The following is a 24904-nucleotide window of genomic DNA, read 5'->3' on the forward strand; positions in this document are numbered from 1 at the left end:
CCGGCGCTCCGCGACCCTTTCCATCCACTCACAGCTAGAAGCGTGAGAATGAGAAGCCGTGCCCGCGAAAGACCCCCTCAGTCGGCTTTGCCGACAGCTCCCCAGAGGGGGAGCAGCTGCACAGGGTAGATCCTCCCCCTCTGGGGGAGGTGGCCCGAAGGGCCGGAGGGGGGGGCGCAGCGCGCTTAGCGGCCGCGGACGCCGGTGACGGTCAGGGCGGCCTGGTTGCTGTTCAGCTGGCTCACGGCGCCGGCGACGGCGTCGCGGTGGCAGGCCGAGGCGGCCACGGCGCGCTTCACTTCCACGAAGCTGTGGGAGTCGGCGCCGCAGGCTTCCAGGGCGGCGAGGTCGATGCGGCGCATCAGCACCCGGGCGTCGCGGGGATTGTTGAGGTCCAGCCTGGACTTGGACACCGGGATGCTGACGGTTTCGACGCTGGCGGGCCCCGCGACCGCCAGCGGCGCGGCGGCCAGGACCAGGACGGCGAGGGTGGAGGCGAGGAGGGTTTTCATGGATCGACTTCCCTGGACTGTGGCGGCGTCTTGGGGCGCCGCTCGGCCTGGTCCCGGGGCGAATCCGCGAGCGGATCGTCTCGAAATCAGACTTCACCACCCTGCATCTGCCTAAAGACCGGCCAGGAAAAGCAAAAAAGGTCGACAAAACGGTCAAAAAACGAGCGAACGAGGTTTAATCGATCGCGAAAAGTCGAATTCGTTTGAGGGGTTAGCGGCGCTTGAGTGGCGCAAATGTGAAATGTCAGATTCTTTGATAGGTCGGGATCAAGGGGCGCATGAAGCGGCCGTCCCCCGTCCCGAAGGGGCGGGGGACGGGATCGGCCTACAGGTCCAGGTCGTCGGCCGCGAACTCGGCGTTTTCCTGGATGAACCGGAAGCGCAGCTCGGGCTTGCGGCCCATCAGGGTCTCGACCAGGGCCTCGACCGCTTCCTCGGACCGGGGAAGGGTGATCTTGGCCAGGGTCCGGACGGCCGGATCCATGGTGGTCTCCTTCAGCTGGGAGGCCATCATCTCGCCCAGGCCCTTGAAGCGGCCGATCTCGGGCTTCTTGCCCTTGAACATCGTGGCCAGCAGCTCGTCCTTGTGCTCGTCGTCGCGGGCGTAGGCGCTCTTGCCGCCGTGGCTGATGCGGTACAGCGGCGGCAGGGCCAGGAACAGGTGACCCTGGCGGATCAGGTCCGGCATGGTCCGGTAGAAGAAGGTGATCAGCAGGCTGGCGATGTGGGCGCCGTCGACGTCGGCGTCGGTCATGATGATGATCCGCTCGTAACGCAGATCCTCTTCCTTGTACCGATTGCCGCCCTGGGCCCCCAGGGCCAGCATCAGGTCGCTGAGCTCCTTGTTGGCCGTGAACTTCTCGCCGCTGGCCGAGGCCACGTTGAGGATCTTGCCGCGCAGGGGCAGGATCGCCTGGTTCTTGCGGTTGCGGGCCTGCTTGGCCGAGCCGCCGGCCGAGTCGCCTTCGACGATGAACAGCTCGGCGCCGTCGACCGCCCCCGCCGCGCAGTCGGCCAGCTTGCCCGGCAGGCGCAGCTTGCGGGTGGCCGAGGCGCGCTGGACTTCCTTGTCCTTGCGGCGCTTGAGGCGTTCCTCGGCCCGCTCGATCACGAACTCCAGCAGGGCCTGGGCGGCCTTGGGGCTGCCGGTCAGCCAGTGGTCGAACGGATCGCGCAGCGCGTTCTCGACGAAGCGCTGGGCCTCGCTCGACGACAGCTTTTCCTTGGTCTGGCCCTGGAATTCCGGGTTCTTGATGAACACCGAGATCAGGGCGCCGGCCTGGGCGATCACGTCGTCGGCGGTGATAATCGTCGCCCGCTTCTCGCCCTTCAGTTCGGCATAGGCCTTCAGGCCGCGGGTCAGGGCGGCGCGCAGGCCGCTTTCGTGGGTGCCGCCCTCGGGCGTGGGCACGGTGTTGCAGTACGACTGCATGAAGCCGTCGTGCTCGCCGAAGCCGCGCGGGGTCCAGGCGATGGCCCATTCGACGGCGCCGGCCTCGCCCTGGCGCTCGATGCGGCCCGAGAAGCTGTCGGGCGTGACCATCTCCAGCCCCTTGGTCCGCTCGGCCAGGAAGTCGGCCAGGCCGTTGGGGAAGTGGAACGTGGCCTCGGCCGGGGTCTGGTCGTGGATGCGCGAGGCGTCGCAGGACCATTTGATCTGCACGCCGCGGAACAGATAGGCCTTGGAGCGGGCCATGCGGTACAGGCGCGCGGGCTTGAAGGCGCAGCCCTCGCCGAAGATCTGGTCGTCGGGCTTGAAGCGCACCTGGGTGCCGCGCTTCCTGCTGGGCTGGATCTTCTCGACCGGCCCCAGGGGCTTGCCCCGCGCGAAGCTCTGGCGGTGCTCGAAGCCGTCGCGCCAGACGGTGACCTCGACCAGTTCCGACAGGGCGTTGACGACACTGGCGCCGACGCCGTGCAGGCCGCCCGAGGTCTCGTAGGCCTTGCCGCTGAACTTACCGCCCGCGTGCAGGACGGTCATGATCACTTCCAGGGCCGACTTGCCTGGATGCTTGGGGTGAGGGTCGACGGGCATGCCGCGGCCGTCGTCGCGGACCGACAGGAAGCCGTCGGCGTCGAGCTTGACCTCGATGGTCTTGGCGAAGCCGGCCACGGCCTCGTCCATCGAGTTGTCCAGCACCTCGGCGAACAGGTGGTGCAGGGCGCGCTCGTCGGTGCCGCCGATATACATGCCCGGCCGCATGCGCACGGGCTCCAGGCCCTCGAGGACCTCGATCGAACTGGCGTCGTAGCCGTCGGACGACGGGGCCGCGGCCGGAGCGCCCGGCTTGGCCGGGGGCGGCGGCGGCGCGGCGGCGCGCGGCGCGGGCTCGGGGTGAGGCTCGCGGGCCGGGAACGGCGAGGCGGGAACCGGGGCGAGGGCGTCGTCGCCGAACAGCGAGAAGTTGGGATCGTCTTTGGAGGACATTAGGGGAACATGCGTCGATTCGGCGGGAGCGCCTCGTATGGGCTCTGCGTCGTCCCCTGAAAAGGGGCTGCGCGCCCATGGCCATCGGATTGGTCGACGGGATGACCGTGCGGTCTGCCCAAGGAAGACAGGCCGTGGCAATCTAGGATTGTCGATCAACAAGGAGCCGGCCCATGGCCCTGCGCAGCCTGTTTTCCATACTTGCCGCGCTCGTGCTGCTGGGCTGCTCCAGCCCGGGCGGCGGCCAGCCGGCGCCCAATCCGCCCGTGTCGCACGCCCGCGCGCCGGTGGCCGAGGGCGGGATGTGCGGCGGCTTCGCCGGCTTCCAATGCGCCTCGGGCCTGGTCTGCCAGAAGCCCGCCGGCCAGTGCCAGGTGGCGGACGGCGCGGGAACCTGCCGCAAGCCGCCCCAGGTCTGCACGATGATCTACGCCCCGGTCTGCGGCTGCGACGGCAAGACCTATCCCAGCGCCTGCAACGCCGCCGCCCAGGGCGCCAGCATCGCGACCCCAGGGGAATGCAAGGCCTAGGGCAGTCGGCTGAGCCTGGGCTTGTAGGACCAGGTCTCGACCTCGACGCTGCGGACCAGGGCGGCGGCCCGGGCCTGGTCCGGGCTCGGGCCATGGGCGGCGGCGATCAGTCCCGCCAGATCGGTGGGGCGGCCGGCGAGTTCGGCCCAGCTGCGGCGTGGGACCAGGACCATGTAGCCGCCCAGCTCGCCGCCGCCCGCCAGGCGGTACCAGGTCCAGGGGAGGTCGCCCTTGCCGGTTCTGGCGGAGGCAAGCAGGGCGGTCTCGAACGCCGCCACGTCGCCGGGCGCGACCCGCAGGGTATAGACGTCCAGCACGGGGCTGGGCTGGCGCGCCTCCAGGGTGCGGACCGTGCTCGGCTCGGGCCACAGGACATGGGCCGAATAGGCGCGGGCCTTGGCGTAGGGCAGGACGCGGGCGGCCATGTCGGCGCCGTCGCCGGCCGGGTCCGGGCGGGCGTCCATGGCCGCGAACGGGACGCCGAAGGTCCCGTCGACGAACAGGCCGGTGCGCGGGCCGCTGGTCACGGTCCAGCCGAACCAGGGCAGGGCGTCGTGGTGGTCGGCGTGCCACTGCAGGTGCGCGGCGTAGCCGGCCTCGAAGACGGCCTCCTGGCCACGGTCGATGTCGTAGGTGAACAGGAAGGCCGCCTGCTCGGTCTGGGCCCGGGCGGGGCCGCTCGCCAGACCAAGCGCTAGGGCGATCGCCAGGGTCATGGGTTTCCAGGTCATGGTCGCCTCCTTGGGGGGAAGGCCAGACCTAGCGTCGAACGCGGTTCGGCAATATTTCGAAGGAAAGCTGCCTCCGTTCTGGATTTCGAAACGATGCGACAGGTCGATCTGCGACGGGCGGCGGTGTTCCACGCGGTGGCGGCGGCCGGCGGCATCGCCGCCGCCAGCCCGCGCCTGGGCAAGTCGCCGCCGGCCGTCCACCATGACCTGAAGGCCTTCGAGCGCGAGATGGGCCGGCCGTTGTTCGAGCGGGTGGGGCGGGGCCTGCGCCTGACCGCCGCCGGCCAGGCCCTGTTCGAGACCGTCGGACGGGCCCTGGATGAGGTGGAGCGGACGCGCGAGCGGCTGAGCCGCGCCGACCCGGCCCTTCGCCCGCTGCGCCTGGCCGTGGTCTCGGCCTTTGGACGCTATCGCCTGGCGCCCCGGCTGTACGCCGGCTTGCCGGCGGACCGCCCGATCGAGCTGGTGTTCGGTTCGCACGAGGCGGTGCTGTCGGCGGTGACGACTGGCGCCGTGGACCTGGGCGTCACCTACCGGCCGGTCGTCGCCGCGCCGGTGCAGTCGACGCCGATCGCCCGCGAGGAACTGGTGCTGGCCGCCCCGATCCGCATGGAAGTCCCGGAGGATCTGACCGCCCTGTCGCGGACAACCTTCGCCACCTATGACGAGTACGAGTTCGTCTTCGGCCGCTGGTTCGAGACGGTGTTCGGCACCCAGCCCGACGCCTTGCGGCGCCTGGACCACGCCGGCGAGATCGAGGAAGCGATGGAGAGCTGCGCCGCCGGCCGTGGGGCGATCATCGCGCCGCTGGACCTAGTCTCGTCAGCCAGCTGGCGCGACCGCGTGCGGGTCGTCCGCCCCGCCGGACGGCCGCCGTGCTTCAACGCCCTGCACCTGCTGGGGCTTGGCGCGGCCCTGGCCTCGCCCGATGCTGACACGATCCGGTCCATGCTGGCCGAAACTGGCGAGGGGGAGGAACCATGACCCATTCACCCGACGAGAACGAACGGCGCGCGGTGCTGGCGGGCGGGCTGGCCCTGGCGGCCCTCGCCGCGTCGTCGCCGGCCCAGGCCAAGGAGGACAAGACGATGTACGGACTGATCGGCCAGATGAAGGCCGCGCCCGGCAAGCGGGACGAGCTGGTGGCGATCCTGTCGGAGAGCACGGGCGGCATGCCCGGCTGCCTCAGCTACATCGTCGCCAAGGACGCGACCGACGCCGACGCCCTGTGGATCACCGAGGTCTGGACCGACAAGGACAGCCACGCGGCCTCGCTGAAGCTGCCGACCGTCCAGGCGGCCATCGCCAGGGGCCGGCCGATCATCGCCGGCTTCGGCCATCGCTTCGAGACCGTGCCGATCGGCGGGGTGGGGCTGGGCTGAGGTCTTGGTGACGGGCTAGCTGACCTAGGGCGTGAGCTGAACCCAAATAGTCGGAACGTCATACTTCTCAGCCCAAGCCTCGGCCGCTGCTAAGGCCTTCTCAAGTGAGACGTCGTCCTCGGCGAGTGACCCATATCCCACCCATTCCCCGTTTGCCTTCCATGAACTGCCGGTGTCGAAGAACCGGCCGTCGTTAGAGGCCTCAACCGTCAACCAACAGTGATCGTCGCCTAGGTCGGGCATTTGCTCATGAGGTGGGAGATAGATGACTTCGGCCATGAGGAGATCGTGGGGGGGGGGGGAGAGCGCCTGGGGCCGCAACGGGCGGCTAGCGGATTATGGGCCGCAACAACCCTTTTCCTTTGAGAGAGGGTCTGGGAGAGCCAGCTACATCTCGTTGATTTTGGCATTGTAGGTGACACCAACGGAGGCTTGCCTGAGCCGGCCGGTCCGGTCGAAAGCTTTTCCGTGGGACATTTTCCACGCGCTCAACACATCCTCGATCAGTTCTTGGCGCTCAGCCAGCGGGAGATCCTGACTTCTGCTCACCACTGCCCAAGTAAATGAGATAGGTTCCGGCGGTGGCTGAGAGTCATCGACCGTGTCGACATAAGCCATGAATGCGATAAGGGCGCTATCATTGTGATAAACTTGAAAATCATAACCGTATTTGATTGGCGTCCCAGTCATCGATAGTCCACGCACGCGATCAATCATGTGAGAGGATTTAGAATCGATGATTTTCCAGGTCATAGGCAAACCTCTTGGCTTGTCGTTCATTGTGTCCACCGTTAGCGACAATGGTGGAGCTACGAGGTCACCGCAAGCAGACAAACCTCCGTCCGCAAACGGTGAAAGCGGAAAATAGCGTCCGTCCCGAACGTGGACTTATCTATTCCACATTGCGGCCAAGAACGCCCGCCCTGAGCGCCAAGCCGCCCGCAAAGAAAAAGGCCCGCGGATCGCTCCACGGGCCTCTTCCGTCCTCTAAGCCGTGAAGCTTAGCACTTGTAGTACATGTCGAATTCGACCGGGTGTGGGTGCAGCGTCAGGCGCATCACCTCTTCCATCTTCAGCTCGATGTAGCTGTCGATGAAGTCGTCGTCCATGACGCCGCCGGCCTTCAGGAAGGCGCGGTCCTTGTCCAGGTTTTCCAGGGCTTCGCGCAGCGAGCCGCAGACTTCCGGGATCTTCTTCTGCTCGCGGGGCGGCAGGTCGTACAGGTTCTTGTCGGCGGCCGCGCCCGGGTCGATCTTGTTGTTGATGCCGTCGAGGCCCGCCATCAGCAGGGCGACGAAGGTCAGGTACGGGTTGCCCATCGGGTCGGGGAAGCGAGCCTCGATGCGCTTGGCCTTCGGCGAGTCGACGTGCGGGATGCGGATCGAGGCCGAGCGGTTGCGCGACGAATAGGCCAGCTTCACCGGGGCTTCGTAGCCGGGCACCAGGCGCTTGTACGAGTTGGTCGTCGAGTTCGAGAACGCGTTGATCGCCTTGGCGTGCTTGATGATGCCGCCGATGTACCACAGGCACATGTCCGACAGGCCGGCGTACTTGTCGCCGGCGAACAGCGGCTTGCCGTCCTGCCAGATCGACTGGTGCACGTGCATGCCCGAGCCGTTGTCGCCGAACATCGGCTTGGCCATGAAGGTGGCCGACTTGCCATAGGCGTGGGCCACGTTGTGGATCACGTACTTATAGAGCTGCATCCGGTCGGCCATGGTGACCATGGTGTCGAACTTCAGGCCGAGTTCGTGCTGGGCGGGCGCCACTTCGTGGTGGTGCTTTTCCGGCTTCATGCCCAGCTCGCCCATGACGGCCAGCATTTCGCCGCGCAGGTCCTGGGCCGAGTCGATCGGGTTGACCGGGAAGTAGCCGCCCTTCGGGCCCGGGCGGTGGCCCATGTTGCCTTCCGGATATTCCTTGGCCGAATTGCCCGGCAGTTCGACGGAGTCGAACGAGTAGCCGGTGTTGTTCGACGAGGTGTTCCAGCGGACGTCGTCGAAGATGAAGAACTCGGCTTCCGGGCCGAAGAACACGGTGTCGCCGATGCCCGACGACTTGACGTAGGCCAGGGCGTTCTTGGCGATCGAGCGCGGGTCGCGGTTGTAGGGGGTGCCCGTGTCGGGGTTCACCACGTCGCAGAACAGCGCCAGGGTGGTCTGCTGGTAGAACGGGTCGATGATCGCGGTGGTCAGGTCCGGACGCAGCTTCATGTCCGACTCGTTGATGGCCTTCCAGCCGGCGATCGACGAGCCGTCGAACATGGTGCCGTCGTTGAGGAAGTCGTCATCGACCAGATCAATGTCGAAGGTGACGTGCTGCATCTTGCCGCGAACGTCCGTGAAGCGGACGTCGACGTACTTGACGTCCTTTTCCTTGATCAGGTCGAGGATCTGCTTGGCGGTGCTCATAGTTATCCCCTTTGAGCGTTAAGCGGTTACGGTCCCGGCCTACACGGCGGACGGGCCGGTTTCTCCGGTGCGGATGCGGACGACTTCCGTGATTTCGGACACGAAAATCTTGCCGTCACCGATGCGGCCCGTGCGGGCGGCGTTGGTGATGGCTTCGAGCGCGGGCTCCAACTGGCTGTCTTCGACCACGACTTCGACCTTGATCTTGGGCAGGAAGTCGACGACGTACTCGGCGCCGCGATAGAGCTCGGTATGGCCCTTCTGGCGGCCGTAGCCCTTGGCTTCCAGCACGGTCATGCCCTGCACGCCCATGTCCTGAAGCGCCTCTTTGACCTCATCCAGCTTGAAGGGCTTGATGACGGCTTCGATCTTTTTCATCAGACTTCTTTCACGCCCAAACGGCGCGGGCGCCGCTGACTGAGCGGCACGGAGCACGCCGGCCCGTCGGCTCACAAGCCGGCTTGAGCGCTTTATCGTGCGAGTCCTGTCGAGTTCGGCTCATTGCTCTATATTTGATCATCTAAAGCCTGAAAGATGATCAGTGCGTGTTTGGGCGGCCAAACCCGCTTGCGAGCGTCGATTGGCGACCTAGGATCACCGAAACGGTCGTTTCGGCGGCGAAGAACCGGGCGGAAGCCCCGCCGTCCGTGACGGAACGGCGTCACGGGGGCTGGGCGGGAATGGCCGAAAAAAGGCGGTCGACTCGAAAACTGCTGAAGATTGCGGCGAAACTCGAAGCGGGGAGGGCGGCGAAGCCGGGGTCGGTTCTTGCGCGTTAGGGCGCCCGTGGCGGCGGACGGCGCCTCGGCTCGCGCTAGAAGCGTTGCAAGAAGACCCGACGCCCGCAGGCGACCAGGGAAGATATTTCGAACGGGCGAGGAAGCCGATGAGCCGCATTCACATGATCCGCCATGGTCGCCCCGCCTCGACCTGGGGCGACGCCGATCCGGATCCGGGGCTGGACGCCGTCGGCGCGGAACAGGCCGCGGCGGTGGCGCGCGCGCTGCTTGCCTTGCCGGTGGGCGAGCGCCCGTCCCGGGTGGTCAGCTCGCCGCTGCGGCGCTGTCGCGAGACCGCCCAGCCGCTGGCCGACGCCCTGGGCGTGGCGGTCGAGATCGATCCCAGGGTCGGCGAGATTCCGACACCGGCCGCCCTGGACGCCGAGGCTCGTCCCGGCTGGCTGCGCCAGGCCTTCCAGGGCGCGTGGCGCGAGATCCGGGGCGATCTCGACTATGCGGCCTGGACCCGGGAGGTGGCCGAAGGGGTGGCCTCGCACCCCGGCGCGGCGGTGTTCAGCCATTTCGTGGCCCTGAACGCGGCGGTCTCCGTGGCGACGGGCGATGACGCGGTGGCGGCGTTCCGGCCCGACCACGTGTCGGTGACGGTGTTCGATCTGGTCGACGGCGCGTTGATCCTGGTCGACAAGGGTCGTGAGGCCTCCACTCAGGTCCTGTAGGAAGAGGAGCCGCCGTGGCGCGCCAGATCATGACCGTCGCCGAGATGACCGCGGCGGACCGCGCGGCCGCTGAGGCCGGGACCCCGACGATCGTCCTGATGGAGCGGGCCGGCCGGGCCGTCGCCGAGGTGATCCGCGAGCGCTACGCCCGCTGCCCCACGGTGGTCTGGTGCGGGCCGGGCGACAACGGCGGCGACGGCTATGTGGTCGCCCGGCACCTGCGTCGGCGCGGCTGGCCGGTGCGGGTCGAGGCGCTGGCGCCGCCGGCCAGCGCGGCGGCGCAATGGGCGGCCTCGCGCTGGAAGGGCGAGACCGGGCCGCTGGTCTCGGAGCCGGGCTCGGCGGCGCTCCATGTCGACTGCCTGTTCGGCGCGGGCTTGTCGCGTCCGTTGGAAGGCGAGGCCGACCGCCTGGCGCGGGTCATGCCCGGCGCGGCGCGGATCGTCGCCGTCGACGTACCCAGCGGCCTTGTCGGCGACACCGGCCTTCCCCTCGGCGAACGGAGCCTGAAGGCGCAGCTCACCGTCACCTTCCATCGCCGCAAGCCGGTCCATGTGCTGGCCCCGGGCCGGGCCGCCTGCGGCGAGGTGGTGGTGGCCGACATCGGCCTGGAGGCGACAGGGCAGGGGCGTCTGTTCGAGAACGATCCCGGCCTGTGGGCCGAGCGCTTTCCCTGGCCGGCGGTCGACGCCCACAAGCACGCCCGCGGGCGGCTGATGGTGGTCAGCGGCGAGGCCTGGAACACCGGGGCGGCCCGGCTGGCGGCGCGGGGGGCCTTGCGCATCGGCGCCGGGGTGGTGACCGTGCTCTCGCCGCCCAACGCCCTGGCCGTCAACGCCGCCCATCTGGAAGCGGTGATGCTGGCGCCGTTCGAGGGCGAGTTCGACCTGCAGACCCGCGCCGAAAAGGCCGACGCGGTGGTGATCGGGCCGGCGGCGGGCGTGGGGGAGGCGACGATGCGGCATGTCTTCGCCCTGGCCCGCAACGGCGCCGCCCTGGTCGTCGACGCCGACGCCCTGACCAGCTTCGCCGACGACCCCGCGGCGCTGTTCTCGGCCCTGGATCGCGACGACGTTCTGACCCCGCATCCCGGCGAGTTCGAGCGGATCTTCCCCGGCCTGCTGGACGCGTCGCCCGAGCGCATCACGGCGGCGCGGGAGGCCGCGCGGCGGGCGGGGGCGGTGGTGCTGCTGAAGGGATCGGACACCGTGGTCGCCGCGCCCGACGGCCGGGCGGCGGTCGGCCTCAACGGCGCGCCCTGGCTGGCGACGGCCGGGGCGGGCGACGTGCTGGCCGGCTTCATCGCCGGCCTGATCGCCCAGGGCATGGAGAGTTTCGAGGCCGCCTGCGCCGCCGCCTGGATCCATGCCGAGGCGGGCGCGACGCATGGCCCGGGCCTGATCGCCGAGGACTTGCCGGACCTGGCGCCGCCGGTGCTGCGAAGCTTGTGGGGCGGCCGAGGCCGGCGCTAGGGTGCGGACTCAATTGGATCGTTGATTTTCAGTTGTCATCCCGGCCGAAGGTCCGCCTGGCGGACCGTAGAGCCGGGACCCAGGGGGATCGCATTGCGCCGGCCCCTGGGTCCCGGACAAGCGCTACGCGCTTTCCGGGATGACAACGAATGAGAGCGCCGATTTCGCTTGGGTGTCACCGACACGCAATTGAGGCCGGACCCTAGCCGTCCTGGCGAACCAGGACGACCTCAATGGTTTGAATCCGGACGCCAACCCGCTCGGGGCCAGGTCGTTCCGCGCCAAATGTCAGGAGGGTGAAACACCGGCCCGGGCGTCAGTCGGGGGGGCATGGCCCGGGCCGGTGTAGATCCATGGCGTTCTGAACAGCCGCGGACATCATCATAACCGGCGGGCCGGGAAGTTGTTCCCGCGTGGCCCGAATAATTCACCATCGCGAACAGCTCGCCGAAGGGGCGGGGACGGGTTCGGATCGTCTTGGCCTTGCCAAGCCGCCCGGGCATGTCTAACCCGCTCCGGCGCATCGTGCGGATGTGGCGAAACTGGTAGACGCACCAGATTTAGGTTCTGGCGCCGAGAGGCGTGGAGGTTCGAGTCCTCTCATCCGCACCACTTCGCCGGGCCTCGTGTCCGGCGAAGTGCGCCGCCAGGCGGGACTTTCGTCCCGTGAGGGCGCCAATGCCCTTGGATGGTCGCCAAACGCGTGACATAAGGGCGCTCTTTCGCCGCCCCGGTGACGTGGGCGGCTTTGATGTTTTGACCCCTGGGGCGGACGACGGGCGCGGGCGCCCAAGAGCCGAGAAGCTAAGAATGTCGATGCAGATCGTTGAAAAGTCGGGCGAAGGCCTCAGCCGCGTTTATGGCGTGACGGTGCCCGCGAGTGAACTCGCCACGCGCCTTGAAGCCCGGATCGCCGAGGTCGCGCCCCAGATGAACGTCAAGGGCTTCCGCCCTGGCAAGGTGCCGACGGCCCACGTGCGTCGCCTGTACGGCAAGGCCCTGATGGGCGAGGTCATCGAGGCGACGCTGAACGAAGGCGCCCAGAAGGTGCTGGACGACAACAAGCTGCGCCCCGCGGGCCAGCCGGACCTGAAGCCGTCGTCCGACATGGACAAGGTGCTGGCCGGCGGCGAGGACCTGGCCTTCGAACTGGCCGTGGAAGTGATGCCGGAGTTCGAGCCGATCGACCCCGCGACGATCGAACTGACCAAGCCGGTCTACAAGGTCTCGGAAGCCGAGGTCGACGAAGCCCTGAAGGATCTGGCCAAGCAGGCCCGCACCTATGAGCCGCGCAAGGGCAAGTCCCTGAAGGCCAAGGACGGCGACCAGCTGCTGATCGACTTCGTCGGCACCATCGACGGCGTGGCCTTCGACGGCGGCACGGCCAACGACGCCGAGCTGACCCTGGGCTCGGGCCAGTTCATCCCGGGCTTCGAAGAGCAACTGGTCGGCGCCAAGCCGGAAGACGTCGTGACGGTGAAGGTGAACTTCCCGGACGACTACCAAGCCGCCAATCTGGCCGGCAAGGCCGCCGAGTTCGCCACCACCGTCAAGGAAGTGCGCGCGCCGGTCGACGCCGAGCCCGACGACGAACTGGCCAAGCGCCTGGGCCTGTCGGACCTGCAGGCCCTGAAGGACCTGCTGAAGTCGAACCTGGAAGGCCGCTACAGCAATTCGTCGCGCTTCAAGCTCAAGCGCGCCCTGCTGGACGTCCTGGACACCAAGCACGACTTCGCCCTGCCGCCGCGCATGGTCGACGCCGAGTTCGCCGGCATCTGGCAACAGGTGCAGGCCGACAAGACCCAGGGCGGCCTGCCGCCCGAGGACGAGGGCAAGACCGAAGACCAGCTGAAGGACGAGTACAAGAAGATCGCCGAGCGCCGCGTGCGCCTGGGCCTGGTGCTCGCCGAGATCGGCCGCAAGAACGACGTGGCCGTCACCGAGCAGGAACTGGCCGACGCCATGATGCGCGAAGCCCGTCAGTACGGCGCGCAAGCCCAGCAGGTGTTCGACATGTACCGCCAGCGCGCCGACCTGCAGGCGGCCCTGCGCGCCCCGATCTACGAGGACAAGGTCGTCGACCTGATCTTCGGCAAGGCCAAGATCGAGGAAAAGGAAGTCTCCAAGGAAGAGCTCCTGGAAGAAGACGACCTGCCGGAAGGCTACGGCGGCTAAGGTCTCCGTCATCCGACACGAAGAGGGCGCGATCCACGCGGGTCGCGCCCTTTTTCATGGGTCGAGCGCCGGCCCGGCTCCTTGCAACCTGTTAAGCGCCACGCGATATGCGTTGGCGACGGCGCGCGGGGGCTGATTCGCGTTCGCGCCGCCCAGACACAATGAAAAGGGCGATCCCTATGTATGATCCGATGGCGACGGCGATGAACCTCGTGCCGATGGTGGTCGAACAGACCAGCCGCGGCGAGCGGGCGTTCGACATCTTCTCCCGTCTGTTGAAAGAGCGGATCATCTTCCTGACCGGTCCCGTCGAAGACGGGATGGCCAGCCTGATCTGCGCCCAGCTGCTCTTCCTGGAGTCCGAGAACCCCAAGAAGGAAATCGCCATGTACATCAACTCGCCGGGCGGCGTGGTGACGGCCGGCCTGGCGATCTACGACACCATGCAATATATCAAGAGCCCGGTCTCGACGGTGTGCATGGGCATGGCGGCCTCGATGGGCAGCCTGCTGCTGCAAGCCGGCGCCCCCGGCCAGCGCATCGCGCTGCCGAACGCCCGCATCATGGTCCACCAGCCGTCGGGCGGCTTCCGCGGCCAGGCCTCGGACATCGAGCGCCACGCCGAGGACATCATCAAGACCAAGCGCCGCCTGAACGAGATCTATGTCAAGCACACCGGCCGCACCTATGAGGAAGTCGAAAAGACCCTCGACCGCGACCACTTCATGAGCGCCGAGGAAGCCAAGGCCTGGGGCCTGATCGACCACATCAACGAAAGCCGCGACGCCTCGGAAGACAAGGCGTAAGGCTTCGATCCTCGCGAAGACGGGAAAGCCGCCGGCCGAAAGGTCGGCGGCTTTTTCGTACGCCAGAAGCTAGAACACATCCTGAGCGCGTTCGACGCGGACGGAGAAGGTCGCGTATCGCTTCTTTGTCAGCACGTAGCCGATGGCCCAGTAGGTGGCGACCAGGTTGCAGACGAAACCTGCTACGCCGCCCGCGATCGCGCCGTAGGCGCTCAGGCCGAAGAGGTTCATGAAAACGCTGGCGCAGGCCCCGAGCACAAGTCCAGCGAGGCCACCGAAAAGCGTTGCGCGCCAGATGAACGACCACCACAGGGCCAAGTGTTCGCGGCGATGGAGTTCATTCATGATGACAGCCTCATCTGGCGGGAAGCGATCAGCCCGGCTTGCCCCGGAAGATGCGGTAACCCTTCTCCTGGGCGATGGCCAGCATCTCGCGGTCGCCGGAGGTGTCGCCATAGGCGGCGGCCAGCGACAAATCGTCGCCGAAGATTTCCTTCAAGCGGATCACCTTTTCCGGCCCGCGGCAGTTGGGGCCGAGCAGGGGGCCCAGGACCTTGTCGTCGGGATCCAGGGCCAGGCGCGAGCCGATCAGCAGGTCCGCGCCCAGGCCGCGGGCGAAGGGCGCGACCACCACGTCGGGCGAGGCGGTGACGATCACCAGCCTGGCGCCCTTGGCCCTCCAGCGCCGCCAGACGGCCAGGGCGTCGGGACGAAACAGCCTGGGGGCCTCGGACTGGGCGAAGGCGCGAGCCTCGCGTTCCAGCTGCTCCAGCGGCACGCCGCGCAGGAACTCGCGGACGGCGGCGGCCTTGATCTTGCCGCGGTTGCGATCGAACACATACCCAACGGCGGCGGGGAAGAGGCGCACCATGCCCATGAAATGCCGGGCGGGGCTGACCCGCCACTTCAGAAAGGCGGTGAAGCTGTCGCGAACCGTAAGGGTGCCGTCGAAATCGAAGGCGACCAGGGGCGGGCCCTCGTGCAGGTCTCCGGTCATCGGCGCCGAGGCCGACAGGCCCTTGGCCATCAGTGAACGTTTCGCCATTGGTCTCCGCGCTCACGCGCCCCGCAATCGAGCCCGTCTTGCACCACGATTCCACTTGGGCCGCTAAGGTCTTCACCGATTTCGACGGCCGCGCCGACGAGGCTCCGACGGGAGCAAACGGCCCGCCGCTTGCGTTGAGGGTCCGGAACGCCATCTTAGAGAAGAATTCCATGAAACCGCACGCACCATCCACGAACTTGGGGGCTGTAAATCGGCTCCAAGGCTTGTGCCGTGCGTCCGGATCGGGGAATGTCAAGGATTAGACAACTCCCGGCGAATATCCTGCTGCTTCGGTGGCGGGATTGGCGCTAAGGAGTCGGTGGTTTCGGCTTCGGCCCGGACCGCCCTAGCGTGAGAAGCGACCATGACGAAAGCCGCGAGCGGCGACACCAAGAGCACCCTCTACTGTTCTTTCTGCGGAAAGAGCCAGCATGAGGTGCGCAAGCTCATCGCCGGCCCGACGGTGTTCATCTGCGATGAATGCGTCGAACTCTGCATGGATATCATCCGTGAAGAGCACAAGATCGCCTTCGTGAAGTCGAAGGACGGCGTGCCGACGCCGCGCGAGATCTGTGAGGTCCTGGACGATTACGTGATCGGGCAAAATCACGCCAAGAAGGTGCTCGCGGTCGCGGTGCACAATCACTACAAGCGCCTGAACCACGCCTCGAAGAACAACGACGTCGAACTGGCCAAGTCGAACATCCTGCTGGTCGGTCCCACCGGCACCGGCAAGACGTTGCTGGCCCAGACGCTGGCCCGAATCATCGACGTGCCGTTCACGATGGCCGACGCCACCACCCTGACCGAAGCCGGTTATGTGGGTGAAGACGTCGAGAACATCGTGCTCAAGCTGCTGCAAGCCGCCGACTACAACGTCGAGCGCGCCCAGCGCGGCATCGTCTATATCGACGAAATCGACAAGATCAGCCGCAAGTCCGACAACCCGTCGATCACCCGCGACGTGTCGGGCGAGGGCGTGCAGCAGGCCCTGCTGAAGATCATGGAAGGCACCGTCGCCTCCGTGCCGCCGCAGGGCGGACGCAAGCATCCGCAGCAGGAGTTCCTGCAGGTCGACACGACCAACATCCTGTTCATCTGCGGCGGGGCCTTCGCGGGCCTGGAGCGCATCATCTCGGCGCGCGGCCAGGGCAAGTCGATCGGCTTCGGCGCCAAGGTGGCCGATCCGGAAGAGCGCCGCACGGGTGAGATCCTGCGCGGCGTCGAGCCCGACGACCTGCAGCGCTTCGGCCTGATCCCCGAGTTCATCGGCCGCCTGCCGGTGATCGCCACCCTGGAAGACCTCGACGAGGCGGCCCTGGTGAAGATCCTGACCGAGCCGAAGAACGCCTTCGTCAAGCAGTACCAGCGCCTGTTCGAGATGGAGAACATCGGCCTGACCTTCACCGAGGACGCCCTGCACGGCGTGGCCAAGAAGGCCATCGCCCGCAAGACCGGCGCGCGCGGCCTGCGGTCGATCATGGAAGGCATCCTGCTGGAGACCATGTTCGAGCTGCCCAACTACGAGGGCGTCGAGGAAGTGGTGGTCAACGCCGAGGTCGTCGAAGGCCGGGCCCAGCCGCTGCTGATCTACGCCGAGAAGAAGGGCGGGGCCGCCTCGGCCTGAATCTCGCCCGAACGGCCCTGAATCAGGCGCGTCCGGCTCCGCCGGGCGCGCCTTTTTCATCACACCGGGACGTCTTGTGTTGTGACGCTCGCCGAGGACGGACCCCGACGAGAGGTCCGCAGCGGCAGAACCTGGGCGTCGCGAACCCCAGGCCAGCATGGATCGTGCATTGCAGAGCTGGGCGGGGGGCATGCCCGTTGCACCTTGACCGCTTCGCCGCGACCCGTCGCCGCTATCAGGCGAGCACGCTTGAACCGTGTTGCAAAAGGTCCACATAAATAACGACCATCCGCTCAGTCCCGAGCGGACGGGCCGTACGACTCAGGCGCATCGTCTGGGTGACGGCGGCCCGCGTGGCCGAGCGCGAGTGCAACGCGCCGGCCAGGAGTAGAGAGCATCATGTCTGAGATTCGTACGCTTCCTGTGCTGCCCCTGCGGGACATCGTGGTGTTCCCGCACATGGTGGTGCCCCTCTTCGTGGGTCGCGACAAATCGGTGCGCGCCCTCGAGGAAGTGATGCGCGGCGGCAAGGAGATCCTTCTGGTCACCCAGAAGAACTCGGCCGACGACGATCCGGCGCCGGGCGACATCTACGATGTCGGCGTGCTGGCCACCGTCCTGCAACTGCTGAAACTGCCCGACGGCACCGTGAAGGTGCTGGTCGAGGGCAAGGGCCGCGCGGCCGTCGTGCGCTTCACCGACCAGGAGGCCTATTACGAGGCCCAGGTCGGCGAGGTGAACGAGGACCAGGGCGTCGGCCCCGAGGCCGAGGCGCTGTCGCGCGCGGTCGTCGAGCAGTTCGAGAACTACGTCAAACTGAACAAGAAGGTGCCGCCCGAGGCCCTGGCCTCGATCCCGCAGATCGCCGAGCCCGGCAAGCTGGCCGACAGCATCTCGGCCCACCTGTCGGTGAAGATCGGCGACAAGCAGCACCTGCTGGAAATCTTCGACGTCGTGAAGCGCCTGGAAAAGGTCTTCGCCCTGATGGAGGGCGAGATCTCGGTGCTGCAAGTCGAGAAGAAGATCCGCTCGCGCGTGAAGCGCCAGATGGAGAAGACCCAGCGCGAATATTATCTGAACGAGCAGATGAAGGCGATCCAGCGCGAGCTGGGCGACCCCGACGATCAGCGCGACGAACTGATCGAGCTCGAAAAGCGTATCAAGAAGACCAAGCTTTCCAAGGAAGCCCGGGCCAAGGCCGAGGGCGAGCTGAAGAAGCTGCGCAACATGAGCCCGATGTCGGCCGAGAGCACCGTGGTCCGGAACTATCTGGACTGGATGCTGTCGATCCCGTGGGGCAAGGCCAAGACCAAGAAGATCGATCTGGTCGAGGCCGAGGCGGTGCTCGAAGAGGACCACTACGGCCTGGAGAAGGTCAAGGAACGCATCCTTGAATACCTGGCCGTCCAGGCGCGCACCAACTCGCTGAAGGGCCCGATCCTGTGCCTGGTCGGCCCTCCGGGCGTCGGCAAGACCTCGCTGGGCCGCTCGCTGGCCAAGGCGACCGGTCGCGAATTCGCCCGCATCTCGCTGGGCGGCGTGCGCGATGAGGCCGAGATCCGCGGTCACCGCCGGACCTATATCGGCTCGATGCCCGGCAAGATCATCCAGACCATGAAGAAGGCCAAGACCACCAACGCCTTCGTCCTGCTGGACGAGATCGACAAGATGGGCAGCGACTATCGCGGCGACCCGTCCTCGGCCCTGCTTGAGGTGCTGGACCCGGCCCAGAACTCGACCTTCGGCGACCACTATCTGGAGGTCGACTACGACCTGTCGCAGGTGATGTTCGTCACCACGGCCAACAGCCTCAACATGCCCCAGCCGCTGCTGGACCGCATGGAGATCATCCGCATCCCCGGCTACACCGAGGACGAGAAGGTCGAGATCGCCAAGCGTCACGTCCTGCCCAAGCAGATGAAGGACCATGGCCTGAAGGCGTCCGAGTTCGTGGTGCCCGAAAAGGCCATTCGCGACCTGATCCGCTACTACACCCGGGAAGCCGGCGTGCGGTCGCTGGAGCGGGAGCTGGGCGCCCTGGCGCGCAAGACCGTCCGCGACCTGGCGCGCGAGAAGCTCACCTCGATCACGATCGACGACGAGCGTCTGGCCAAGTACGCGGGCGTCAAGAAGTACCGCTACGGCGAGACCGACGAGGTCGACCAGGTCGGCATCGTCACCGGCCTGGCCTGGACGGAGTTCGGCGGCGACATCCTGACCATCGAAGCCGTGAAGATGCCGGGCAAGGGCCGCATGACGGTCACCGGCAACCTCAAGGACGTGATGAAGGAGTCGATCTCGGCGGCCAACAGCTACGTCCGCTCGCGGGCCGTGCAGTTCGGCATCAAGCCGCCGATCTTCGAGAAGACCGACGTCCACGTGCACGTGCCGGACGGCGCCACGCCCAAGGACGGTCCGTCGGCCGGCAGCGCCATGGCCCTGGCCATCGTTTCGGTGCTGACCGGGGTCCCGATCCGCAAGGACATCGCCATGACCGGCGAGATCACCCTGCGCGGCCGGGTCACGGCGATCGGCGGTCTCAAGGAGAAGCTTCTGGCGGCCCTGCGCTCGGGCGTGAAGACGGTCCTGATCCCTCAAGAAAACGAGAAGGATCTGGCCGATGTCCCGCAAAGCGTGAAGGACGGTCTGGAGATCATCCCGGTGTCCACCTTCGATGAAGTGCTCAAGCACGCCCTTATCGGTCCGCTCACGCCTGTCGAATGGCGTGAGGAAGACGAGCCGATTGCTGCAACTGCGAAGGTCGAGGACGGCGACAGCGACGCTGTTCTGACCCACTAATAGTAACTTATTGTTGATAACTTAGGCGGCGCGGAGACTTTCCGCGCCGCCTTCGTTTGACGGGCCGTCTGAACCCCGCATACTCCCGGTCGAGCGAAGCGGCGTGAGCTGTAGCCAGCGCCGCCGCTTTCATGCTGGGAGAAGAACATGACCACAAAGGCCGAACTCGTCACGGCGATCGCCGAAAAGGCGGGCATCAACAAGAACCAGGCTAAGGACGCTCTCGAGGCTTTCATCGACGCCGTCACCAGTTCGCTGAAATCAGGCGAGGACGTGCGGCTGGTCGGCTTCGGCACTTTCAAGGCCGTGTCCCGGGCCGCGGGCACCGCGCGCAACCCGCGCACCGGCGAGACCGTGAACCGCCCGGCGTCCAAGACGGCCCGGTTCCAGGTCGGTGAAGGTCTGAAAACCACGCTGAACGGCTGATCCAGTAACCAGATTTCGAGGGCGGGTCGCCGTGACGGCGTCCCGCCCTTTCTATGCAGGACTTTTCCGAACGGACGGGGTATCTCCCACATCCCCGTCCGTCTTGGCCTTGTCCGCCTCGCACAGACGGGCTCGAAGGAGCCTTTGGGGGCGGTTAGCTCAGCGGTAGAGCGTCTCGTTTACACCGAGAGGGTCGGGGGTTCGATCCCCTCACCGCCCACCAACATCCTGGCCCGACAGGCGATGGACTTTCGCCGTCGACGCCCGCACTGATCGGGCATGGCCGCCGAACCCGCCGACATCACCGTGACCCGCCTGACCTGGGTCGACCACCTGCTCGACGAGGTGGAGACGCCGGCGGGACGCCTGCGCATAACCTTGGGGCTGGGCTCGGGCCTGGCGCGTCGGGCGGGCGATCCGCCGGGCGTGGTCTGGGCGATTGGCGATCGTGGGCCCAACATCAAGATCGGGGCGGCGGTCGAGGATCATGGCCTGGCCAGCCTGTCCGGCCTGGCCGGACTTGAAGGGGCCAAGATCATGCCGCGTCCGGCGATCGGCCCGACGCTGGCCCAACTGCATGTCGGGGCCGGCAGGGTCGAGCGCCTCCAGGTGCTGCCGTTGCGCGATGCGACGGGCGCGGCCTTCGACGGCCTTCCGGGGCCCGGCGGCGACGTCGCGACCATGGAGCCGGCGTTCGACCTGTCGGGCGCCTTGCTGGGTCCAAGCCTGGCCGGCGGCGACACCGAGGCCGTCGCGGCTCTCGCCGATGGAACCTTCAGGGTGGCGGACGAATACGGTCCCTCGATCCTGGTCGTGGCGGCCGACGGCGTGGTCCAGGCGCGCTGGCTTCCGAAGGGCGAGGGCGCCGCCCTGGCCGGCGCGGCCTATCGTGTCGAGGACGTTCTGCCGGCCCTGTCCGCGCGCCGGCCCCTGAACCGCGGCTTCGAGGCCCTGGCCCTGTCGCCGGACGAGACGCGGCTGCACGCGATCCTGCAAAGCCCGCTGTCGCCGGAAGACGAGACCGCCGCCGAAGGGCGGGGGCGGGCCCGCCTCTGGACGCTGGACGCCCGGACCGGCGCGCCGCTCGCCGAGCACTTCTATCCGTTCGATGCGCCGGAGACGTTCCGCCGCGACGCCGAAGCCGGGCCGGTGGGACCGGAGGACCTGAAGATTTCCGAGGCCGTGTCGCTGGGCGATGACCAACTGCTCGTGCTCGAGCGGATCTCCCGCACCTCGAAGCTCTATCGCGTGACCCTGGACGCGCCGGTCCTGACCAAGACCCTGGTGCTGTCGACCGATGACTGGCCGCAGATCGACCCCGACCTGGAAGGCATGGCCCTGCTGTCCGATCGTGACCTGTTGCTGAGCACCGACAACGACTTTGGGGTCGAGGGGCGGGAGACGGCGTTCTACAGGGTCAGCTTCGCCGCGCCGCTTGCCGACGGCGGCCACGCGGCGATGAAATAGACGGGGGCGCGCTTGGCGGGCAGGAACGCGAGGATGGAAACGCTGGATCGCCGGGCGCTGAACCGGGCGCTGCTGGCGCGGCAGCACCTGTCGCGCCGCGCCGACCTTTCCGTGCCCGAGGCGCTGGAACGGCTGATCGCCCTGCAGGCCCAGGCCGCGCAGGCGCCGTATTTCGCTCTCTGGACCCGGCTGGAGGCCTTCGCGCCCGAGCAACTGTCCGAGCGGCTGGAGGATTTCAGCCTGGCGCGGGGCACACTGATGCGCGGCACGCTTCACATCGCCTCCGCCAACGATTTCGCGAGGATCCGGCCACTGATCCAGCGGGGCCTGGACCGGTTCCTGACCGAAGGCGGCGTCCACGGTCGCGCCCTGGCCGGGCTGGACCATGCCGAGATCACGGCGTCGGCGCGGGATCTGCTGCGACGGGGGGCGCTGACCACGGCCGAGCTTCGCGACGCCCTGGCCGCGCGCTGGCCTGGGCGCGATCCGCAGGCCCTGGCCATGGCGGCGCGCATTCACCTGCCGATGGTGCAACTGCCGCCGCGGGGCCTGTGGGGGCGAAGCGGCCAGCCGACCCTGGCGGCGATGGAGGACCGGCTCGCCGCGCCCGAGCCCGACCTCGCCCTGGCTGACTTGGTGTGGCGCTACCTGGCGGCGTTCGGGCCAGCCAGCGTCGCCGACGCCCAGGCTTGGCTGGGCCTCAGCCGCCTGGCGTCCACGTTCCAGGCGCTCCGGCCGTCCCTGGCCGTGTTCCGGGGCGAGGACGGGGCCGAACTGTTCGACCTTCCCGAGGCCCACCGTCCGTCGGGCGAGGCCGAGATGCCGGTGCGGTTCCTCGGCGAATTCGACAATGTGCTTCTGGCCCACGAGGACCGGACGCGGATCATGTCGGCGGACCACAAGCGCCGGCTCTACACGGCCAACGGCATCCTGCGCGCCGCCGTGCTGGTCGACGGCTTCACGGCGGGGCGCTGGCGGATCGAGGACGGCAAGGCGACGTCGATCCTGCACGTGGAGCTGTTCGACACGCCGGCCAAGGCCGTCGCCAGGGACTTGGCGGACGAGGGCGAGCGGCTGCTGGCCTTCGCCGCCAGCCACGCCGGCGGCGAGGTTCGGATCAAGGTCGCGGAAGCCTAGGAGGCCAGCGCCTCGAGCACCGGCGCCGCGTCGCGCACGGCCTCGTCGGCGCGGATCGCCGAACCCAGGGTCTGCGCGGCGGTCTTGAACGCGGGCTCGTCCAGCAGGCGACGGACGGCGGCGGCGATCGCGTCGGGGCTCGCGTCGGCCGGCAGGGTCAGGCCGGCGCCCCGGTGGGCGACGCGGGCGGCGTTGTCGTGCTGGTCGCGGCCCATCGGCAGGCACAGCAGCGGCACGCCGGCCATCAGGGGCCTCAGGGTCGAGCCATGGCCGGCGTGGGTGACGACCAGGGCCGCGTCCCGCAGGAGGGCCCCATGCGGGGCGCTTCGGACGACGACGACATTGTCCGGGGCGGCGAACTCGGCGGGATTGATGGTCGGGCCGGTGGTGACCAGGCCGCGCACCGGCAACTGGCCCAGGGCGGAGATGATCGCGCGCAGGATGGGTTCCTGCGCCTGGTAGAGGCTGGAGAACGACACCATGACCAGCGGCGCGTCGCCGGGCGGCGGCGCGAACGGCTCGGCCCAGGCCGGGTCGGCCAGGTAGGGGCCGACATGGACGAAAGGCGCGGGCAGGGGTTCGGGGGCGAAGTCGAAGGCCTTGCTGGTGGCCAGCAGGATGGCCTTGGCGACGTCCAATTGCTCGAAGAGGTCGCCCAGGGCCGGCAGGGCCAGGGCGGCGCGGGCGGCGTTCAGGTCGGGCAGGCCGGCCTGGAAGAACGTCCGGCTCATCTGGCCCACCATGGCGTGCATGCCACGTTCCTCGTCACTGGCCGCCGGGAGCATGCCGGCCCCAAGCGGCGGCGCGCCGGGCATGGTCGGCAGCGACCAGACGTTGGCGGCCAGCAGGGCCAGAGGGAGGGCGCGGGCCTCCGCCGCCGCCATCGGGCCCAGCAGCAGTTCCTGCGAAACCACCACGTCGGCGTGGAAGGCGTCGATCGCCGCCAGCGTGTCCTGGGCGTAGGCGAGGGCTGGGCCGGCCATCACCCGGTCGAGCAGCCGCTGGATCACCGCCAATGGATTGTCGGCCTCGTGATCCTTCAGCCGATCGTCGTCGCGGGTCTTGCCGGTCTGGAAGGGGGCGGTGGTCCAGGCGCGAAACGGGACCTCCAGGGCGTCGGCATCGGCGGCGTTGCACGGGTCGCTCAACGCCAGCACGGCGTGGCCGCGCGCCGCCAGGTCGCGGGCGACCAGCAGCATGGGCTGCACATGCCCGCCGCCTTCCCAGGTGGTGAAGAGAAACCGCGCCATCCATGCCCTCGATCACATCCGCGTCGCCTGCCTACGCGGTCCGGACGAGCCTTGCCATAAGCGATCAAAGTGATATCACTTTGTAATCAACCTTGGAGGACTTCATGTCCGACGCGCCAAATATCAACCGCTCGACCGAACGCGCCTACGGCGGGATCGGCGGCGGGCTGCCGCTACTGTCGCTTCCGCTGTTGGTCGTCGCCGCCTTATGGGCCTTTTCCTCCGCCATCGGCGGCGCCGCGGGCTTTGCCGTGCTCGGCGTGACGCTAATCGTCCTGTTCGTACTGGTCTGTTGCGGCTTCTATGCGCTGCAGCCGAACGAAGCCTATGTCATCACCCTGTTCGGGACCTACATCGGCACCGATCGCCGGACGGGCCTGCGCTGGGTGTTGCCCTGGTACGGCCGCAAGAAGATCAGCCTGCGGGTGCGCAACGTCACCAGCGAAACGCTGAAGGTCAACGACAAGCGCGGCAACCCGGTCGAGATCGCCGCCAACATCGTCTGGCGGGTGTCGGACACCGCCCAGGCCCTGTTCGACGTCGACGACTATGTGGCCTTCGTGCACATCCAGATCGAGACGGCGCTGCGCGAGACGGCCTCGCACTACGCCTACGATCACGATGATAGCGGCGAACCCACGCTGCGCGCCGACGCCGACCATGTGAGCGAGCGCCTGCGGACCGACCTGAGGGGGCGCACCGCCGTGGCGGGCGTGTCGATCGACGAGACGCATCTGATGCACCTCGCCTACGCGCCGGAAATCGCCGGTTCGATGCTCAAGCGCCAGCAGGCCGAGGCCGTGCTCGCCGCCCGCCGCACGATCGTCGCGGGCGCGGTCGGCATGGTCGAGAACGCGTTGCAGCAGCTCAGCGAGCGGGACGTCGTCATCCTGGACGACGAGCGCAAGGCGGCGATGGTGTCCAATTTGCTGGTGGTGCTGTGCGCCGACCGCGAGGCCCAGCCCGTGGTCAACACCGGCACGCTGTACGGCTGATCACTTGGCCGCGTCTCCACCAGATGCGCCCAAAGGCGGGCGTCGCGCGTTTCTGATGCGCGTGCGCCCCGAGGTGCTGGCCGCCGTCGAGAGCCTCGCGGCGGCCGAACTGCGAAGCGTCAACGCCCAGGTCGAAATGCTCTTGCGCGAGGCGCTCTCGCGGCGTGGCGCGTTGCGGGCGCTGGACACCGCTCCAGCTTCGGAGGAACCTCCGTCCCCGTGAGTGTCTTAAGGCTCTGCGGCCGTCGCGGCGGG

24 protein-coding genes and 2 tRNA genes are annotated in these 24904 nt (G+C 67.8%); 16 read left to right on the top strand and 10 right to left on the bottom strand.

Going from position 1 to position 24904, the window contains the following annotated elements; translation table 11 throughout:
- Positions 1–185: 185 nt before the first annotated feature.
- Both AC07NX_RS17475 and parE read right to left on the bottom strand, forming a co-directional pair.
- Complete coding sequence (locus tag AC07NX_RS17475; protein WP_494643509.1) at positions 186–512, bottom strand: UrcA family protein; 327 nt, start codon at positions 510–512, stop codon at positions 186–188.
- Positions 513–837: 325 nt separating this feature from the next.
- Entirely contained in the window at positions 838–2940 is a 2103-nt protein-coding gene (parE, locus tag AC07NX_RS17480; RefSeq protein WP_494643511.1) for a DNA topoisomerase IV subunit B, read from the bottom strand.
- Between the two features lie 173 nt (positions 2941–3113).
- Here parE and AC07NX_RS17485 point away from each other — a divergent pair, with 173 nt between their 5' ends.
- Positions 3114–3470 (top strand): Kazal-type serine protease inhibitor domain-containing protein, encoded by a 357-nt coding sequence (locus tag AC07NX_RS17485; protein ID WP_494643513.1) that lies wholly within the window; start codon positions 3114–3116, stop codon positions 3468–3470.
- Here the strand turns inward: AC07NX_RS17485 and AC07NX_RS17490 are convergent.
- Positions 3467–4201 carry a hypothetical protein gene (locus tag AC07NX_RS17490; protein ID WP_494643515.1) on the bottom strand — a complete coding sequence of 245 codons (735 nt, stop codon included), beginning with the start codon at positions 4199–4201 and terminating at the stop codon, positions 3467–3469. The genes AC07NX_RS17485 and AC07NX_RS17490 overlap by 4 nt on opposite strands.
- A 93-nt stretch (positions 4202–4294) precedes the next feature.
- Between AC07NX_RS17490 and AC07NX_RS17495 the strand changes: the two genes are divergently transcribed.
- On the top strand, positions 4295–5185 hold the full coding sequence (locus AC07NX_RS17495) for a LysR family transcriptional regulator (protein ID WP_494643516.1): 891 nt from the start codon (positions 4295–4297) through the stop codon (positions 5183–5185).
- Positions 5182–5583, top strand: coding sequence for a putative quinol monooxygenase (locus AC07NX_RS17500; protein ID WP_494643518.1), 402 nt, complete (start codon positions 5182–5184; stop codon positions 5581–5583). Before AC07NX_RS17495 ends, AC07NX_RS17500 begins: the two co-directional genes overlap by 4 nt.
- Positions 5584–5607: 24 nt before the next feature.
- Here the strand turns inward: AC07NX_RS17500 and AC07NX_RS17505 are convergent, their stop codons facing one another.
- From AC07NX_RS17505 to AC07NX_RS17520, 4 genes are all read right to left on the bottom strand, one after another.
- Positions 5608–5862 (bottom strand): hypothetical protein, encoded by a 255-nt coding sequence (locus AC07NX_RS17505; RefSeq protein WP_494643519.1) that lies wholly within the window; start codon positions 5860–5862, stop codon positions 5608–5610.
- 108 nt (positions 5863–5970) lie between these two features.
- On the bottom strand, positions 5971–6336 hold the full coding sequence (locus AC07NX_RS17510; protein ID WP_494643521.1) for a hypothetical protein: 366 nt from the start codon (positions 6334–6336) through the stop codon (positions 5971–5973).
- A gap of 248 nt (positions 6337–6584) precedes the next feature.
- Complete coding sequence (gene glnA / locus AC07NX_RS17515) at positions 6585–7994, bottom strand: type I glutamate--ammonia ligase (protein WP_035074750.1); 1410 nt, start codon at positions 7992–7994, stop codon at positions 6585–6587.
- Positions 7995–8033: 39 nt separating this feature from the next.
- Positions 8034–8372 carry a P-II family nitrogen regulator gene (locus AC07NX_RS17520; protein ID WP_035089775.1) on the bottom strand — a complete coding sequence of 113 codons (339 nt, stop codon included), beginning with the start codon at positions 8370–8372 and terminating at the stop codon, positions 8034–8036.
- A 508-nt stretch (positions 8373–8880) separates the two neighbouring features.
- Here AC07NX_RS17520 and AC07NX_RS17525 point away from each other — a divergent pair.
- From AC07NX_RS17525 to AC07NX_RS17545, 5 genes are all read left to right on the top strand, one after another.
- Positions 8881–9450, top strand: coding sequence for a histidine phosphatase family protein (locus AC07NX_RS17525; protein ID WP_494643522.1), 570 nt, complete (start codon positions 8881–8883; stop codon positions 9448–9450).
- 14 nt (positions 9451–9464) lie between these two features.
- Entirely contained in the window at positions 9465–10922 is a 1458-nt protein-coding gene (locus AC07NX_RS17530; RefSeq protein WP_494643524.1) for an NAD(P)H-hydrate dehydratase, read from the top strand.
- Positions 10923–11449: 527 nt separating this feature from the next.
- Positions 11450–11534, top strand: a tRNA-Leu gene (locus AC07NX_RS17535).
- A gap of 204 nt (positions 11535–11738) precedes the next feature.
- A complete protein-coding gene (gene tig / locus AC07NX_RS17540; RefSeq protein WP_494643617.1) occupies positions 11739–13097 on the top strand; it encodes a trigger factor in 1359 nt (452 codons plus the stop codon).
- Positions 13098–13276: 179 nt separating this feature from the next.
- Positions 13277–13903 (top strand): ATP-dependent Clp protease proteolytic subunit, encoded by a 627-nt coding sequence (locus AC07NX_RS17545; RefSeq protein WP_035074762.1) that lies wholly within the window; start codon positions 13277–13279, stop codon positions 13901–13903.
- A 69-nt stretch (positions 13904–13972) separates the two neighbouring features.
- Here the strand turns inward: AC07NX_RS17545 and AC07NX_RS17550 are convergent, their stop codons facing one another.
- Both AC07NX_RS17550 and AC07NX_RS17555 read right to left on the bottom strand, forming a co-directional pair.
- Entirely contained in the window at positions 13973–14248 is a 276-nt protein-coding gene (locus AC07NX_RS17550) for a hypothetical protein (protein WP_494643526.1), read from the bottom strand.
- A 28-nt stretch (positions 14249–14276) separates the two neighbouring features.
- On the bottom strand, positions 14277–14948 hold the full coding sequence (locus AC07NX_RS17555; RefSeq protein ID WP_494643527.1) for an HAD-IB family hydrolase: 672 nt from the start codon (positions 14946–14948) through the stop codon (positions 14277–14279).
- A gap of 364 nt (positions 14949–15312) precedes the next feature.
- Between AC07NX_RS17555 and clpX the strand changes: the two genes are divergently transcribed.
- The 6 genes from clpX to AC07NX_RS17585 all read left to right on the top strand — a co-directional run bounded on the left by clpX (position 15313) and on the right by AC07NX_RS17585 (position 22404).
- Positions 15313–16575: an ATP-dependent Clp protease ATP-binding subunit ClpX gene (gene clpX, locus AC07NX_RS17560; protein WP_028037654.1), complete on the top strand. Its 1263-nt coding sequence runs from the start codon at positions 15313–15315 to the stop codon at positions 16573–16575.
- 399 nt (positions 16576–16974) lie between these two features.
- Positions 16975–19374 (top strand): endopeptidase La, encoded by a 2400-nt coding sequence (lon, locus tag AC07NX_RS17565; protein ID WP_494643529.1) that lies wholly within the window; start codon positions 16975–16977, stop codon positions 19372–19374.
- Between the two features lie 147 nt (positions 19375–19521).
- Positions 19522–19800, top strand: coding sequence for an HU family DNA-binding protein (locus AC07NX_RS17570; RefSeq protein ID WP_035074773.1), 279 nt, complete (start codon positions 19522–19524; stop codon positions 19798–19800).
- Positions 19801–19948: 148 nt separating this feature from the next.
- Positions 19949–20023, top strand: a tRNA-Val gene (locus AC07NX_RS17575).
- Positions 20024–20079: 56 nt separating this feature from the next.
- Positions 20080–21267: an esterase-like activity of phytase family protein gene (locus AC07NX_RS17580; protein WP_494643531.1), complete on the top strand. Its 1188-nt coding sequence runs from the start codon at positions 20080–20082 to the stop codon at positions 21265–21267.
- Positions 21268–21300: 33 nt separating this feature from the next.
- Positions 21301–22404, top strand: a complete 1104-nt coding sequence (locus AC07NX_RS17585; RefSeq protein ID WP_494643532.1) for a winged helix DNA-binding domain-containing protein — start codon at positions 21301–21303, stop codon at positions 22402–22404.
- On the opposite strand, the gene AC07NX_RS17590 is transcribed toward AC07NX_RS17585, so the two are convergent.
- The gene (locus AC07NX_RS17590) at positions 22401–23654 is read right to left on the bottom strand and encodes a nucleotide disphospho-sugar-binding domain-containing protein (protein WP_494643534.1); all 1254 of its coding nucleotides are present in this window, start codon (positions 23652–23654) and stop codon (positions 22401–22403) included. The two genes, AC07NX_RS17585 and AC07NX_RS17590, sit on opposite strands and share 4 nt — an antisense overlap.
- Positions 23655–23758: 104 nt before the next feature.
- Here AC07NX_RS17590 and AC07NX_RS17595 point away from each other — a divergent pair, with 104 nt between their 5' ends.
- Positions 23759–24649, top strand: coding sequence for an SPFH domain-containing protein (locus AC07NX_RS17595; RefSeq protein WP_494643536.1), 891 nt, complete (start codon positions 23759–23761; stop codon positions 24647–24649).
- A gap of 55 nt (positions 24650–24704) precedes the next feature.
- Positions 24705–24872 carry a hypothetical protein gene (locus AC07NX_RS17600; RefSeq protein ID WP_167337038.1) on the top strand — a complete coding sequence of 56 codons (168 nt, stop codon included), beginning with the start codon at positions 24705–24707 and terminating at the stop codon, positions 24870–24872.
- The last annotated feature ends 32 nt before the right edge of the window (positions 24873–24904 follow it).

The sequence above is a fragment of the Caulobacter sp. GW821-FHT09A05 genome, assembly GCF_059418465.1.